The organism is Pseudomonas fluorescens, assembly GCF_005938625.1.
Classification (GTDB): Bacteria; Pseudomonadota; Gammaproteobacteria; order Pseudomonadales; family Pseudomonadaceae; genus Aquipseudomonas; species Aquipseudomonas fluorescens_BD.
The window spans coordinates 23,422-36,944 of record NZ_VCNJ01000080.1; the positions used below are offsets into that span (position 1 = coordinate 23,422).

General features: G+C 61.3%; 14 protein-coding genes. 9 read left to right on the top strand and 5 right to left on the bottom strand.

Annotated features, from left to right (window positions below):
• Positions 1–53 precede the first annotated feature (53 nt).
• Both FGA82_RS29540 and FGA82_RS29545 read right to left on the bottom strand, forming a co-directional pair.
• Entirely contained in the window at positions 54–806 is a 753-nt protein-coding gene (locus FGA82_RS29540; protein ID WP_141129826.1) for an HvfC family RiPP maturation protein, read from the bottom strand.
• Positions 799–1,638, bottom strand: a complete 840-nt coding sequence (locus FGA82_RS29545) for an HvfB family MNIO-type RiPP peptide maturase (protein ID WP_141129827.1) — start codon at positions 1,636–1,638, stop codon at positions 799–801. Before FGA82_RS29545 ends, FGA82_RS29540 begins: the two co-directional genes overlap by 8 nt.
• Positions 1,639–2,039: 401 nt before the next feature.
• Between FGA82_RS29545 and FGA82_RS29550 the strand changes: the two genes are divergently transcribed.
• Positions 2,040–3,086: a class I SAM-dependent methyltransferase gene (locus FGA82_RS29550; RefSeq protein WP_141129848.1), complete on the top strand. Its 1,047-nt coding sequence runs from the start codon at positions 2,040–2,042 to the stop codon at positions 3,084–3,086.
• A 54-nt stretch (positions 3,087–3,140) separates the two neighbouring features.
• Complete coding sequence (locus tag FGA82_RS29555; RefSeq protein ID WP_141129828.1) at positions 3,141–3,983, top strand: NAD-dependent protein deacetylase; 843 nt, start codon at positions 3,141–3,143, stop codon at positions 3,981–3,983.
• A gap of 329 nt (positions 3,984–4,312) precedes the next feature.
• On the opposite strand, the gene FGA82_RS29560 is transcribed toward FGA82_RS29555, so the two are convergent.
• Positions 4,313–5,200: a LysR family transcriptional regulator gene (locus FGA82_RS29560; RefSeq protein ID WP_141129829.1), complete on the bottom strand. Its 888-nt coding sequence runs from the start codon at positions 5,198–5,200 to the stop codon at positions 4,313–4,315.
• Between the two features lie 294 nt (positions 5,201–5,494).
• Here FGA82_RS29560 and FGA82_RS29565 point away from each other — a divergent pair, with 294 nt between their 5' ends.
• The 3 genes from FGA82_RS29565 to FGA82_RS29575 are packed head-to-tail and all read left to right on the top strand — an operon-like array spanning position 5,495 to position 8,076.
• A complete protein-coding gene (locus FGA82_RS29565) occupies positions 5,495–6,193 on the top strand; it encodes a CoA transferase subunit A (protein WP_007919568.1) in 699 nt (232 codons plus the stop codon).
• 24 nt (positions 6,194–6,217) lie between these two features.
• Positions 6,218–6,883 (top strand): CoA transferase subunit B, encoded by a 666-nt coding sequence (locus tag FGA82_RS29570; RefSeq protein WP_122599988.1) that lies wholly within the window; start codon positions 6,218–6,220, stop codon positions 6,881–6,883.
• Positions 6,884–6,894: 11 nt separating this feature from the next.
• Positions 6,895–8,076 (top strand): acetyl-CoA C-acetyltransferase, encoded by a 1,182-nt coding sequence (locus FGA82_RS29575; protein WP_141129830.1) that lies wholly within the window; start codon positions 6,895–6,897, stop codon positions 8,074–8,076.
• A gap of 216 nt (positions 8,077–8,292) precedes the next feature.
• Here FGA82_RS29575 and cobF read toward each other — a convergent pair whose 3' ends face one another.
• Together cobF and FGA82_RS29585 are read right to left on the bottom strand one after the other, a co-directional pair.
• Positions 8,293–9,048, bottom strand: a complete 756-nt coding sequence (gene cobF / locus FGA82_RS29580; RefSeq protein ID WP_141129831.1) for a precorrin-6A synthase (deacetylating) — start codon at positions 9,046–9,048, stop codon at positions 8,293–8,295.
• The gene (locus FGA82_RS29585) at positions 9,048–9,617 is read right to left on the bottom strand and encodes a histidine phosphatase family protein (protein ID WP_141129832.1); all 570 of its coding nucleotides are present in this window, start codon (positions 9,615–9,617) and stop codon (positions 9,048–9,050) included. The genes cobF and FGA82_RS29585 overlap by 1 nt, the downstream gene beginning before the upstream one ends.
• A gap of 330 nt (positions 9,618–9,947) precedes the next feature.
• Here FGA82_RS29585 and FGA82_RS29590 point away from each other — a divergent pair, with 330 nt between their 5' ends.
• The 4 genes from FGA82_RS29590 to FGA82_RS29605 are packed head-to-tail and all read left to right on the top strand — an operon-like array spanning position 9,948 to position 13,513.
• Complete coding sequence (locus FGA82_RS29590; RefSeq protein WP_141129833.1) at positions 9,948–10,802, top strand: MurR/RpiR family transcriptional regulator; 855 nt, start codon at positions 9,948–9,950, stop codon at positions 10,800–10,802.
• Positions 10,803–10,804: 2 nt separating this feature from the next.
• Positions 10,805–11,449 (top strand): isochorismatase family cysteine hydrolase, encoded by a 645-nt coding sequence (locus FGA82_RS29595; protein WP_141129834.1) that lies wholly within the window; start codon positions 10,805–10,807, stop codon positions 11,447–11,449.
• Positions 11,446–12,777 carry a glutamine synthetase gene (locus tag FGA82_RS29600; RefSeq protein ID WP_141129835.1) on the top strand — a complete coding sequence of 444 codons (1,332 nt, stop codon included), beginning with the start codon at positions 11,446–11,448 and terminating at the stop codon, positions 12,775–12,777. The genes FGA82_RS29595 and FGA82_RS29600 overlap by 4 nt, the downstream gene beginning before the upstream one ends.
• Complete coding sequence (locus FGA82_RS29605) at positions 12,761–13,513, top strand: N-formylglutamate amidohydrolase (protein WP_141129836.1); 753 nt, start codon at positions 12,761–12,763, stop codon at positions 13,511–13,513. The genes FGA82_RS29600 and FGA82_RS29605 overlap by 17 nt, the downstream gene beginning before the upstream one ends.
• The last annotated feature ends 10 nt before the right edge of the window (positions 13,514–13,523 follow it).

Sequence of the window (13,523 nt, forward strand, 5' to 3'; positions counted from 1 at the left end):
GATCGCTTTCGCGAGCAAGCTCGCTCCCACAGTGTGCGGCGCAATATTAGCGCTCAAGGTGCCAGTCCAATCACTTGGTCCTCATGCATCTGCCGCAACAACACCAGACCGTTGTCCATGAACGAATTGCCGGCAGACTGCCCCGCCTCCCGCGCCAGACCTTGCAACTGCTCGCGCCCCGTCAACGACGCAAACTCAGTGATGCGCTGCAACAACCGCCAAGCCAACGGACTCAGCCCGGAAAACTTCACACTCCAGTCCGCCGCACGCCGCACCAGCAAAAACGTCGGTTGGTCCGGTGGCGAGGCGGGCTGATTATCCGGATCGAGTTCATGCACCGGCCACGCATACGCCAACGGCCAGGCCAGTGCCGATATCTGCAGCGGGCGTTCCAGCAACAGCGCCGGATCGCTTGGCGGCATCGCCTGAGCATCGGACTGCTGCAAAACCATCTCGACCCATTCGTAATGCGCCAGCTCCAGCAAAAACGCCGGCCACTCACCTTCGCGCATTACCTGCGGTTGCTTGGCCAGATAGTCGAGAAAGGTTTCGGCAATCTCGCCGAACTTCGGCGACTGCGCGCGCCAGTCCCGCAAAAAGCCGCGCACCAGCAAACTCCAGCGTTGCGCACCGATGATGCGGATCAACACCGGAAACGTGCCGCTCAACAGTTGCGATACGTTGTTGAACACCAGATCGCGATAGACGTTAATCCGCGCCGCGTTCATGTCGGCCGGCGGTGGTTGATGGTCAGGATCGCGCAGATATCGGGTCAGGGCCTGTTGTTGCAGTATCAGGTTATCCACGGTGGCCGCCTCCCGCCTGCAAGTGGCGAATGGTTTGCAACTCAGCGACCAGTTCAGAAAACGCCGGGAAATTGAAATCTCGCTCAAGCAGCGTTGGCTGCGCGCCAAATCGGGCATAGGCCTCGGCCAGCAGCGACCAGACCTGCGGTTTTACCGAGGCGCCATGGGTGTCGATTTTCAGCGTATCGGATTCGTCAAAATGCCCGGCCACATGCATGCCCACCACCCGGCCCGGCTCGATACCGGCGAGAAACGTGTGCGCATCGAAGCCGTGGTTGATCGTGTTGACGTAGACATTGTTGACGTCCAGCAGCAGGTCGCAATCGGCCTCGCGCAGCACGGCATTGGTGAAGGTCACCTCGTCCATGTCCTGACGCGGAGCGGCGTAGTAGGAGACGTTTTCCACCGCAAGGCGCCGGCCGAGAATGTCTTGAGCCTGACGGATTCGCGCGGCGACGTGGTGCACCGCTTCTTCGGTGAACGGCAATGGCAGCAAGTCATACAGATGACCGTCATCGCTGCAATAGCTCAGGTGCTCGCTGTACAGCGGCACGTTGTAATGGTCAAGAAACACCCGGACTTCCTGCAAAAATCCGACATCCAGCGGTGCCGGGCCACCGAGTGACAGCGACAAGCCATGACAGGACAACGGGTAGCGTTCGGCCAGTTCACGCAATGCAGCACCGTGGGCGCCGCCGACGCCGATCCAGTTTTCCGGAGCGACTTCGAGGAAGTCGAAATCGCCGGTGCGGGCAGCTTGCAGGTCTTTCAGCAAGCCACGGCGCAGGCCGAGGCCGACGCTGGGTTGCGTTGATGATTGAGGAATTTGCATGGGAAACCTCGATGGATGGGTCTACCTAGTGGAATCGACGCCTGTATCAAGGCTGTGTGCAACTGACCGGACATTTGCAGCCCTGTGTATCCTCCAGCCTCCGCGATACACAGTGATACACCCTCTCAAATGTGGGAGCGAGCTTGCTCGCGAAGGCGTTGTCCCTGTCGATATCGGGTTGCCTGAAATGCCGCTTTCGCGAGCAGGCTCGCTCCCACAGGTTTTTCAGTGTTGACAAAGACAGCGGCGGTTCCGGACCGGGGCTAGACTCCTTTATTACCCAGTCGAGGGGGACGCAGGACGTCAGCGGTGCCCTGCCCAACTCCGTGACCACCGCCCGGTGGCGCACGCCTCGACCTTCGACGCCGCCGGACTGTGATCCTGTTTCAGGAGCACACATGATGGACGAGGCGAAGCTCAACCAATTCATGGGCAAACTGGTCAACGACATGGGCGGCGCGGCGATGCTGGCCAATGTCATCGTCGGCGAAGAACTCGGTTTGTACCGGGCAATGGCCGACAGTCAGCCAATCAGCGCCGATGCCCTCGCCGCCAAAACCACGTGCAATCCGCGTCTGGTGCGCGAATGGCTCAGCGCCCACGCGGCGTCCGGTTACATGGAGCACCACGACGGCCAGTTTCGTTTACCGGAAGAACAGGCGCAGGCGTTGGCCGTCGAGGACTCGCCGGTCTACGTCGCTGGCGGGCTCGGGGTGGTGGCGTCGTTTTTCCACGACAAGGACAAACTGGTCAAAGCCATGCGCGGCAACGGCGCTCTGCCCTGGGGCGATCATCATCCGTGCATGTTCACCGGCACCGAGCGGTTTTTCCGGCCCGGCTATAAAGGTCACCTGATCGCCGAATGGCTGCCGGCGCTGGACGGTGTCGTGGCCAAACTGGAAAAAGGCGCCAAAGTCGCCGATATCGGCTGCGGTCACGGCGCCTCGACGGTGATTATGGCCCAGGCCTTTCCCAACTCGCGTTTCGTCGGCTACGACTTTCACGCACCCTCGATCACTGTCGCCACCCAACGCGCCGAGGAAGGCGGCGTCAGCAGCCGGGCGACGTTTTTCCAGGGTTCGGCGAGAAGCTACCCCGGCAACGACTACGACCTGATCTGCTATTTCGACTGCCTGCACGACATGGGCGACCCGGTCGGCGCCGCGCGTCACGCCTATGATTCGCTGAAAGACGACGGCACAGTGTTGCTGGTCGAGCCGTTCGCCAACGACACGCTGGACGACAACATCAACCCGGTCGGGCGGCTGTTCTACGCCGCCTCGACGTTTATCTGCACACCGAACTCGCTGTCGCAGGAAGTCGGCCTCGGCCTCGGCGCGCAGGCCGGGGAAATGCGTCTGCGCAAAGTGTTTACCGAGGCCGGGTTCAAGCACTTCCGCCGGGCCACGCAAACACCGTTCAACCTGATTCTGGAGGCGCGCAAGTAACCCACGCGGGTCGCGTGCTAACCTGCTGGCACTGTCCACTTCGGAGCGCTGACCATGCTCGACAGCCCGACCCGCGAACACCTCGACACCCTGCAAGAGGTGATGGCTGATGGCGACTTCATCGTATTGACCGGGGCCGGCATCAGCACGCCGTCGGGCATTCCGGATTACCGCGACAGCAACGGTGTACGCCGTGGTCGGCAGCCGATGATGTACCAGGAATTCCTCGCCGCCTCCGAGTCGCGCCGCCGCTATTGGGCACGGGCCATGCTCGGCTGGCCGAGGGTGCGTCAGGCGCAGCCGAATGCTGCGCACGAAGCGTTGGCCAGTTTGCAGCGCCAAGGGCTGATCAGCGACTTGATCACTCAGAACGTCGACACCCTGCACGATCAGGCCGGCAGTCACGATGTGATCGAACTGCACGGCAGCCTGCACCGGGTGTTGTGCCTGGACTGCGGTCAGCGCAGCGAACGCGACGCGATTCAACAACTGATGGAATTGCACAATCCGTATCTGGCCGGGGTCGACGCGGTGCAGGCACCGGATGGCGACACCCTGCTCGACCCAGCGTTCGAGGCGCGCTTTCAGGTACCGCAGTGTCCGCATTGCTTTGGCGAGCGGATGAAACCGGACGTGGTGTTTTTCGGCGAGAACGTCGCGCAGCCCACGGCCGCTCGGGCGATGGCGGCAGCCGAAAATGCGGCGGGGATGTTAGTGGTGGGGTCTTCGCTGATGGCGTATTCGGCGTTTCGCCTGTGCCGGGTGATTGCCGATCGCGGCAAGCCGCTGATTGCGATAAATCTGGGCAAGACCCGCGCGGATGATTTGCTGGACTTGAAGATTGAAGCATCGTGTGAACAGCTGTTGCCTTTATTGGTACGGCAGCTGATTCGGTGAGTTGCTGCAATCCAGGTTCGACTTAAGGCCCAGCCCCTCACCCTAGCCCTCTCCCAAGGGAGAGGGAACTGACCGAGTTGTCTGGGCTGAATACTGCGACCTGAAAATGCTGAGTCGAGCTCACAATCTGAATAACCCATGATCAGCTCCCTTACCCCTCGCCCTCTCCCAGGTGAGAGGGAACTGACCCTGTTGCCATTAAGCAATACACCGACCTGAAAATTTCAAGTCGAACCCATTTTCTGAAATGCCCCCGATCAGCTCCCTGCCCCCTCACCCCCCTGGGGGCGGTCCGACGTTTCGGCAGGGTTGGGGTGAGAGGGTAGATCTCACAGTCGACTCAGATCTTCAGCCTTGAGAATGTCGAACAACGCCTGCGCCGCCGCCGACAGTTCATTGCCCGGCTCAGTCAGCACGCCGATGGCCCGCTCCACCGAGTCATCCAGCGTCAGGCAATGCGCGCCCAGCTCCTGCATCTGCCCGGCGCACAACGCTGGCACGGCACTGACCCCCAGTCCGCTGGCAACCATCCGCCCGACCGTCGCCAATTGATGGCTTTCAAACTCCACCGGCAACTTCATGCCCCGCGCCTGCAAGTGCTCTTCGAGCATCACCCGCACCGTCGAGGGCCGCTGCAAGGTGATAAACGGCTCCTGCAATAACGTCTGCCAGTCGATCTCGCCGCGCTGCGCCAGTGGCGACTCCTTCGACACCACCGCGACGAAGCGATCCACGTACAACGGCGTAAACGCCATTGAAGTGTTCTGCATCGGCTCGAACGCCACCCCCAGTTCCACCTGACGGTCACGAACCATCTCCAGCACTTGCTCGTTGATCACGTCGTTAACCGTGACGTTGACGTTCGGATAACGCGCGCGAAAGGTCTTGAGGATCGGCGGCAGCAGGTTGCCGGCAAACGACGGCATCGCTGCCAGTGTCACTCGCCCGCGCTGCAAGCTGAAGCGCTGGCGCATTTCGTCTTCGGCGTTGTCCCAATCGGCGATCAGCCGTCGCGCCAGTGGCAGCAAGGATTCACCTTCGGCAGTCAGCGCGACGTTGCGGGTGTTGCGGCTGAACAGGCGCCCGCCCAGGCCCTCTTCCAGCGCTTTGATGGTCAGGCTCAAGGCCGATTGCGAGAGATGCAGGCGCTCACAAGCCACGGCAAAACTCAGGCTCTGGGCCACGGCGAGGAAGGCGCGGATCTGTTTGATGGTCATGGTCGCTTCGCTCCAGTTGTAAGCTACAAGCGTTAAGCGGCAAGCCATGATGATCGTTCCCACGCTCCTGCGTGGGAATGCAGCCCGTGAAGCTCCGCGTCACTGGACGCGGAGCGTCCCTAGAGGCATTCCCACGCGGAGCGTGGGGGAACTATCAACGCAGCACGCAATAACGCGACTATTGAGCTTTATCAATCAATCAACCTTAAAAATCAACTTAACAAATATATTCACCGGCGCGACACTCCAACAATTCGGCTAGCCAGCCGCCCGCAAATAATAAAAGAGGTGCATATGGCAGGTTTCGACAAGCGCGTGAGTTCCTACGAGGAAGCCCTGGCCGGGCTTGAGGACGGCATGACCGTTATCGCCGGCGGCTTCGGTCTGTGCGGCATTCCGGAAAACCTGATCGCCGAGATCAAGCGCAAAGGCACCCGCGACCTCACCGTCGTTTCCAACAACTGCGGCGTCGACGGTTTCGGCCTCGGCGTACTGCTTACCGATCGTCAGATCAGCAAAGTCATCGCCTCCTACGTCGGCGAAAACAAGCTGTTCGAAGAGCAACTGCTCAAGGGCGACATCGAAGTCATCCTGACCCCGCAAGGCACCCTCGCCGAGAAAATGCGCGCGGGCGGCGCCGGCATTCCGGCCTTCTTCACCGCCACCGGCGTCGGCACCCCGGTCGCCGAAGGCAAGGAAGTGCGTGAATTCAAGGGTCGCAAATACCTGATGGAAGAATCCATCACCGGCGACTTCGCCATCGTCAAAGGCTGGAAAGCCGACCACTTCGGCAACGTCGTCTACCGTCACACCGCGCAAAACTTCAACCCGCTGGCCGCCACCGCCGGCAAGATCACCGTGGTTGAAGTGGAAGAAATCGTCGAACCCGGCGAACTCGATCCATCGCAGATCCACACCCCGGGCATCTACGTCGATCGGGTCATTTGCGGCACGTTCGAAAAACGCATCGAACAGCGCACCATCCGCAAATAATTCAGGCTGACGGAGAATAAAAACATGGCACTTACCCGCGAACAAATGGCTCAGCGCGTCGCCCGCGAAATGCAGGACGGCTTTTATGTGAACCTCGGCATCGGCATTCCGACCCTGGTCGCCAACTACATTCCCGAAGGCATGGAAGTCATGCTGCAATCGGAGAACGGCCTGCTCGGCATGGGTCCGTTCCCGACTGAAGACACCATTGATGCCGACATGATCAACGCCGGCAAACAGACCGTGACCGCACGCATCGGCGCGTCGATTTTCAACTCCGCCGAGTCCTTTGCGATGATTCGCGGCGGCCATGTCGACCTGACCGTGCTCGGCGCGTTCGAAGTCGACGTCGAAGGCAACATCGCCTCGTGGATGATCCCCGGCAAACTGGTCAAGGGCATGGGCGGCGCGATGGACCTGGTGGCCGGCGCCGACAACATCATCGTGATCATGACCCACGCATCGAAGGATGGTGAGTCCAAGCTGCTCGCCAAATGCAGCCTGCCGCTGACCGGCGCCGGTTGCATCAAACGCGTGCTGACCGACCTCGCCTATCTGGAAATCGAAAATGGCGCTTTTGTCCTCAAGGAACGCGCACCTGGCGTCAGCGTCGAGGAAATCGTCGCAAAAACCGCTGGTAAACTGATCGTCCCGGATCACGTACCGGAAATGCAGTTCGCTGCCCAGTGAGGAATTCGAAAATGCAAGACGTCGTAATTGTTGCCGCCACGCGTACCGCGATCGGCAGTTTCCAGGGTTCTCTGGCCAGCGTGTCCGCGGTGGATCTGGGCGCGGCGGTGATCCGCCAGTTGCTCGAACAGACCGGTCTGGACGGTGCGCAGGTCGATGAAGTGATCATGGGCCAGGTGTTGACCGCCGGCGCCGGCCAGAACCCGGCGCGTCAGTCGGCGATCAAGGCTGGCCTGCCCCACGCCGTGCCGGCGCTGACCCTGAACAAGGTCTGCGGTTCGGGTCTCAAGGCACTGCACCTCGGCGCACAGGCGATCCGTTGCGGCGACGCTGAAGTGATTATTGCCGGCGGCCAGGAAAACATGAGCCTGTCCAACTATGTGATGCCGGGCGCACGCACCGGTCTGCGCATGGGTCACGCACAAATCGTCGACACCATGATCAGTGACGGTCTGTGGGATGCGTTCAACGACTACCACATGGGCATCACCGCCGAGAATCTGGTCGACAAATACCAGATCAGCCGCGAGCAGCAGGACGCTTTCGCCGCTGCCTCGCAGCAGAAAGCCGCCGCCGCGATTGAAGCCGGCCGCTTTGTTGATGAAATCACTCCGATCCTGATCCCGCAGCGCAAAGGCGATCCGGTGGCGTTCAAGGTTGATGAGCAACCGCGTGGCGACACCACTGCCGAATCACTGGCGAAACTGCGTCCGGCTTTTAAAAAGGACGGCAGCGTCACGGCTGGCAACGCTTCGTCGCTGAATGACGGCGCCGCTGCGGTCATCCTGATGAGCGCCGAGAAAGCCAAAGCCCTCGGCCTGCCGGTTCTGGCGAAAATTGCCGCCTACGCCAACGCAGGCGTTGATCCGGCAATCATGGGCATCGGCCCAGTGTCGGCCACCCGCCGCTGCCTCGACAAGGCCGGCTGGGACATCGGCCAGCTCGACCTGATCGAAGCCAACGAAGCTTTCGCCGCACAATCGCTGGCAGTGGCCAAGGATCTGCAATGGGATCTGGACAAGGTCAACGTTAACGGCGGCGCCATCGCGTTGGGCCATCCGATCGGTGCGTCGGGTTGCCGCGTGCTGGTGACCCTGCTGCATGAAATGATCAAGCGTGATGCGAAAAAGGGTCTGGCGACCCTGTGCATCGGCGGCGGCCAGGGTGTGGCACTGGCGCTGGAACGCGCATAACCAGAGTTCAACAGTGAATGGCGGATCCACGACATCCGCTGTTTTCTGGCAACAAAAACCCGGTGCGACTTGCGTTGCACCGGGTGTTTTTTGCCTGATCGAAATCTGCGTTGAATGTTCCGGCGCCTTCGGAGCAAGCTCGCTCCCACAAGAGAACGCATTTCAAAATGTGGGAGTGAGCCTGCTCGCGAAGGGGCCCGTCCGGCCAGCGAAAATCTACGGCTTGCGCAGCAGGTACGTATCCATGATCCACCCTTGCTCCGCCCGCGCCGCCTTGCGCACCCGCTCGATTTCATCCGCAACATCGGCAAGCCTGCCACTGATCAGAATCTCGTCCGGCGTGCCGAGGTAAGCGCCCCAGTAAATCTCGGTCTGCTGATCGGCCACCCGGTGATACGAATCCTCAGCATCGAGCATCACCACCAGACTGTCCGTATCACTCACCTGCCCTGCCGCCAAACGCCGCCCGGTAGTGATTTCGATGGAACGGCCGATCGTATTCAACGGTACCTTGTGCCGCGCCGCCAACGCCTGAACGCTGGTGATCCCGGGAATCACGTCAAACTCGAAGGCACACGCGCCCGAGGCCAGAATCGCCTGGAGGATGCGCACGGTGCTGTCGTACAACGCCGGGTCGCCCCACACCAGGAAACCGCCGCACTGACCGTCAGACAATTCGTCATTGATCAGGCGTTCAAAGGTCTGCTGCTTGGCACGGTTCAGGTCATCGACACTGGCCGTATAGTCGACATCGCCCCGTTCGCGTTCCGGGCTGTGGGCTTCGACGCAGCGATAGTCGGGGTCGTCGATGTAGCGCTCACAGATCTCACGGCGCAGGTCGATCAGCTTGTCCTTGCTCTGGCCTTTATCCATCAGGAAGAACACGTCGACCCGGTTCAGCGCCTTCACCGCCTGCATCGTGATGTAGTCGGGGTTACCGGCCCCGATGCCGATTACCAGCAGTTGTTTCATCAAAGTGCTCCTTTAACGTCGAGGCTCGGCAGACGCAGACGCCAGCGCCCGGTGAAGTGCAATTCGACCGCTGACAACGGTTCGACATCAATGTCATGAAACGCCGAACCGCGCATCACGTGGATCAGCGCGGCGCGGATGACAAACGGATGCGTCACCGCCACTAAATGCCCCGGCGTGGCTTGCAGGCTGGTCAGCCACTGCGCCACGCGTTCACACAACCGCGCCACCGACTCACCACCATGGGGCATGGCGTGGTGATCTTCCAGCCAGGCATGCAGCGCGGCGTCTTCCGAGCGTTGCAGATCCTTGATCGACATCCCGTGCCAACGGCCCCAGTCACAATCGCGCAACGCCTCATCGATCTGCGCATCCGCGCCAAACCACGCCGCCGTCTGGCGTGTGCGCAATTCCGGCGCGCAAATCAAGCGTCGCGCGGCGTCGAAACGCTGGGCCAATGCACCCGACGCCAATCCACTATTTTCAACAGGCTCATTCGTAGGAAAATACGCCAATTTCTGTGCGACGGTTCGCGCATGGCAAATCAATGTCAAACGAGTGGTCTGCACAGGCATCGCTCCGGTAAGCCTTCATGAAAATCAACGACACAAAGCCGCTCTGTGGGCAATTGTGCCGTAAACCGAGGATTGCGGGGCGGCGGGATAGCCACCGGCAAAAACCGACGACGCCAGGAATACGGCAATATCTGACAGCGTTGTAGGCAATGGACTACAAAGCCGGTCGAATTCCGTGTAGCCCTTGTTACACGGGCATTGCGCCATGTTTTGGCACCTTTTCAACACGCAAAAAAATTCACTAGACATGTAGCGCCAGTTACATAAATACTGTTTTAACGGATTGTGAAGCGAATTCAACACCCTCATCCAGCAGGAGCCCGGATGCCCCCTCTTAGAGACCTGATCACCGATCCCGGCCTGGATCTTACGCCGTCGGAGCGCAAAGTCGTTCGCGCCTTGCTTGATCAGTACCCACGCAACGGCTTGGGACCAATGGCGCGTCTGGCCGAACATGCCGGCGTCAGCGATCCGACCATCGTGCGGCTGGTGAAAAAACTCGGCTTCGGCGGTTATTCCGAATTCCAGGAAGCGCTGCTCAGCGACATGGACCACCGCTTGCGCTCGCCGCGCACGCTGCTGCAACCGCGCGCCCATCAGCACAAGGACGACGCCTGGAGCCACTATCTGGGCGACAGCCATCGCCTGCTGGTCGAAACCCAATCGCTGACGCAACCGGAAGACGTGCGCATTCTCACCGACTGGCTACTCGACGCGCGCCATCAGGTGTACTGCTTCGGCGGGCGTTTCAGCAGTCTGATGGCCACTTACCTGCTCAATCACCTGCGCCTGCTGCGCCCCGGTTGCTTCGCGCTGGAAGACAACGCGCAACTGCCTGATCGACTGTTCGATCTGCAACGTCAGGACGTGGTGCTGCTGTTCGACTATCGCCGCTACCAGACCCAGGCCTTGCGGGTCGCCAGTGCGGCGAAAAACAACAACGCGCGCGTGGTGTTGTTCACCGATATCTACGCCTCGCCGCTGCGTGAACTGGCCGACCTGATCATCAGCGCCCCGGTGGAATCGGCCTCGCCGTTCGACACCATGGTGCCGGCACTGGCTCAGGTCGAAGCACTGATCGCCTGCCTGACCTTGCGCACCGAAAACCTCGCCGATCGCCTGGAAGGCATCGATGCCCTGCGCAATGACTTCAACACCCACCTGCTGGAGGATAAATAAGGATGTTCAGCCTTCCCCATCGCTCGCCACGGGATCTGCCGTTTGTCACTGACCACACCGCACTGTTGCTTGTGGACATGCAGCGTGCCTGGCTCGAACCGCAGTTCGACGCGCACCTCAATGACCCTGACGCCGAGTATTTCCTGACCCGCGCACACATGCAGGTGGTGCCCAACCAACGTCGTTTGCTCAGTGCCTTTCGCGAGGCGCAGCAGAACGTGCTGCACACGATTATCGAGAGCCTCACCGCTGATGGTCGCGACCGCTCGCTCGACCACAAACTCTCGGACATGCACCTGCCCAAAGGCAGCGTGCAGGCCAGAATCATTGAAGACCTGAGCCCGGTGGAAAACGAAATCGTCCTGCCGAAGACCTCGTCCGGAGTGTTCAACTCGACCAACATCGACTACGTGCTGCGCAACCTCGAAACCCGCCACCTGATCATCGCTGGCATCGTCACCGATCAATGCGTGGACATGGCCGTGCGCGACGCTGCCGACCGTGGCTATCTGGTCACGCTGGTCGAGGACGCCTGCGCCACCTACAGCGCCGAGCGCCACCATGCCTGCCTGAATGCGATCAAGGGTTACTGCTGGATTACCGACACCGACACCGTGCTCGCCCGCTTGCAGGAGATGCGGCCATGAGCACGCGCCTGACGCCACTGCCGATGACCACGCTGGTCACCACCGACCTGATCGGTATTACCCGTGGCCGCTCGTTTCCCACTGATGAGCTTGAGCATTATCAAGCCGCCGGTTGCGGCTGGGTGCCGGCCAACAGCGCGTTGACGCCGCAGGACATCATTGCTTCAACCAATCCGTGGGGAGCCTATGGCGATTTGCGGCTGATTCCCGATCTGAGCAGCCGCGTCACCGTCGGCAACGGCCCGGACGCCGACGCGCCGGCGCTGGATTTCATCCACGGCGATATCCGCGAAACCGATGGCCGCCCGTGGGGCGCCTGCCCGCGCACGCTGTTGCGCGATGAAATCGAGCGTTATCGCGATGAGCTGGGCTTGCAGGTCAACGCCGCGTTCGAACACGAATTCAACCTGCACGCCGGTTTCGCCGAGCATCTGGCGTTCTCCCTCGAAGCCCAGCGTCAGGGTGCCGAGTTCGGCGGCTGGCTGCTCAGCGCCCTGCGCGCCGGCGGTGTCGAGCCGGAAATGTTTCTGCCCGAATACGGCAAGCACCAATACGAAATCACCTGCCGCCCGACGCTTGGCGTGGCAGCGGCAGATCGCGCCGTCAACGTGCGCGAGATCAGCCGCGAGATCGCCCGGCAAATGGGTCTGGATTTGAGCTTCGCGCCGAAGACTGCCGCCGACGCGGTGTGCAACGGCGTGCACCTGCACGTCAGCCTGCTTGATCTGGCCGGTCTGCCGATGCTCTACGACGCCGGCACCAGCAACGGTCTGTCGAGCCTCGGCCAGCATTGGGCGGCGGGGATCCTGCATTACTTGCCGGCATTGTGTGCATTCACCGCGCCGACGCCGGTGTCGTACGAACGTTTGCAGCCGCATCACTGGAGCGCCTCTTACGCTTGTCTCGGCCAACAGAACCGCGAGGCGGCGCTGCGCATCTGCCCGACCGTGACCCTCGGCGGCAAATCCGTGGCCAACCAGTTCAACCTCGAATTCCGCGCCATGGACGCCACCGCCTCGCCGCATCTGGCCATGGCTGCGCTGCTGATCGCCGGACGGCTGGGTATCGAACAGCGTCTGGCGCTGAACGCGATCACCGATGAAATTCCCGATTCACTCAACGACGAGCAACGCCAGGCGCGGGGCATCGTTGCCCTGCCCGCCTCGCTGGCCCAGGCGCTGGATTGCCTGCGCAACAGTGGCGCCTTCACCGAATGGCTGCCCAAGCCGCTGCTCGACACCTACTACGCCCTGAAAACCGAGGAACTGGCGCTGACGGAACAGCTCTCGCCCGCTGACTTGTGTGAGCACTATGCACGCCTGTACTGAATCCGCCGAACTGGGGTTGTACACCCGCCCGGCCTACAACCTGAGCCGCGCCGACTCGACGCACCCGTTGATTCTGGTGTGCGAACACGCCAGCCGCTACATCCCCGAGGCCCTGAACAATCTGGGCCTGGACGAGGCCGCCGCCCGCGAACACATCGCCTGGGATATCGGCGCGTTGCAACTGGCCGAGCAGTTATCGGAAAGGCTCGGCGCCACCCTGTTGAGCGCCAACTATTCGCGGCTGCTGATCGATCTGAACCGGCCGCGCCACGCCCCGGACAGCATTCCGGCGCAGAGCGAGATTTATCAGGTGCCGGGCAACCGCGAACTGGACGAAGCCACCCGCGAATACCGCCGCCAGACCCTGTTCAAACCGTTTCACGCGCGCTTGCAAACCTTGATCGACGAACGTGTTGCTAAAGGCCAAACGGTGCGCGTAGTGGGGATTCACAGTTTCACCCCGGTGTACTACGGCCAGCCGCGACCGCTGGAAGTCGGCGTGCTGTTCGGTCAGGCCAAGGCCTACGCGCAACGCCTGCTCGACGGTCTTGGCGAACTGCCGTTGAAAGTGGCCGGCAATCAGCCGTACAAGATCGATCCGCTGGGCGACATGACCGTGCCGGTGCACGGCGATGCCCGTGGCCTCGACTCGGTGCTGATCGAGGTGCGCAATGACTTGCTGCGCAGCCCCGAAGCCGTATCACGCTGGGCCGGATATCTCGCGCCGTTGCTGTAATGACAAGTTT

Coding starts and splice junctions, on each gene's coding strand:
- FGA82_RS29545 (WP_141129827.1), bottom strand. CDS start 1,638: ATGCAAATTCCTCAATCATCAACGCAACCCAGCGTCGGCCTCGGCCTG.
- FGA82_RS29550 (WP_141129848.1), top strand. CDS start 2,040: ATGGACGAGGCGAAGCTCAACCAATTCATGGGCAAACTGGTCAACGAC.
- FGA82_RS29555 (WP_141129828.1), top strand. CDS start 3,141: ATGCTCGACAGCCCGACCCGCGAACACCTCGACACCCTGCAAGAGGTG.
- FGA82_RS29560 (WP_141129829.1), bottom strand. CDS start 5,200: ATGACCATCAAACAGATCCGCGCCTTCCTCGCCGTGGCCCAGAGCCTG.
- FGA82_RS29565 (WP_007919568.1), top strand. CDS start 5,495: ATGGCAGGTTTCGACAAGCGCGTGAGTTCCTACGAGGAAGCCCTGGCC.
- FGA82_RS29570 (WP_122599988.1), top strand. CDS start 6,218: ATGGCACTTACCCGCGAACAAATGGCTCAGCGCGTCGCCCGCGAAATG.
- FGA82_RS29575 (WP_141129830.1), top strand. CDS start 6,895: ATGCAAGACGTCGTAATTGTTGCCGCCACGCGTACCGCGATCGGCAGT.
- cobF (WP_141129831.1), bottom strand. CDS start 9,048: ATGAAACAACTGCTGGTAATCGGCATCGGGGCCGGTAACCCCGACTAC.
- FGA82_RS29590 (WP_141129833.1), top strand. CDS start 9,948: ATGCCCCCTCTTAGAGACCTGATCACCGATCCCGGCCTGGATCTTACG.
- FGA82_RS29595 (WP_141129834.1), top strand. CDS start 10,805: ATGTTCAGCCTTCCCCATCGCTCGCCACGGGATCTGCCGTTTGTCACT.
- FGA82_RS29600 (WP_141129835.1), top strand. CDS start 11,446: ATGAGCACGCGCCTGACGCCACTGCCGATGACCACGCTGGTCACCACC.
- FGA82_RS29605 (WP_141129836.1), top strand. CDS start 12,761: ATGCACGCCTGTACTGAATCCGCCGAACTGGGGTTGTACACCCGCCCG.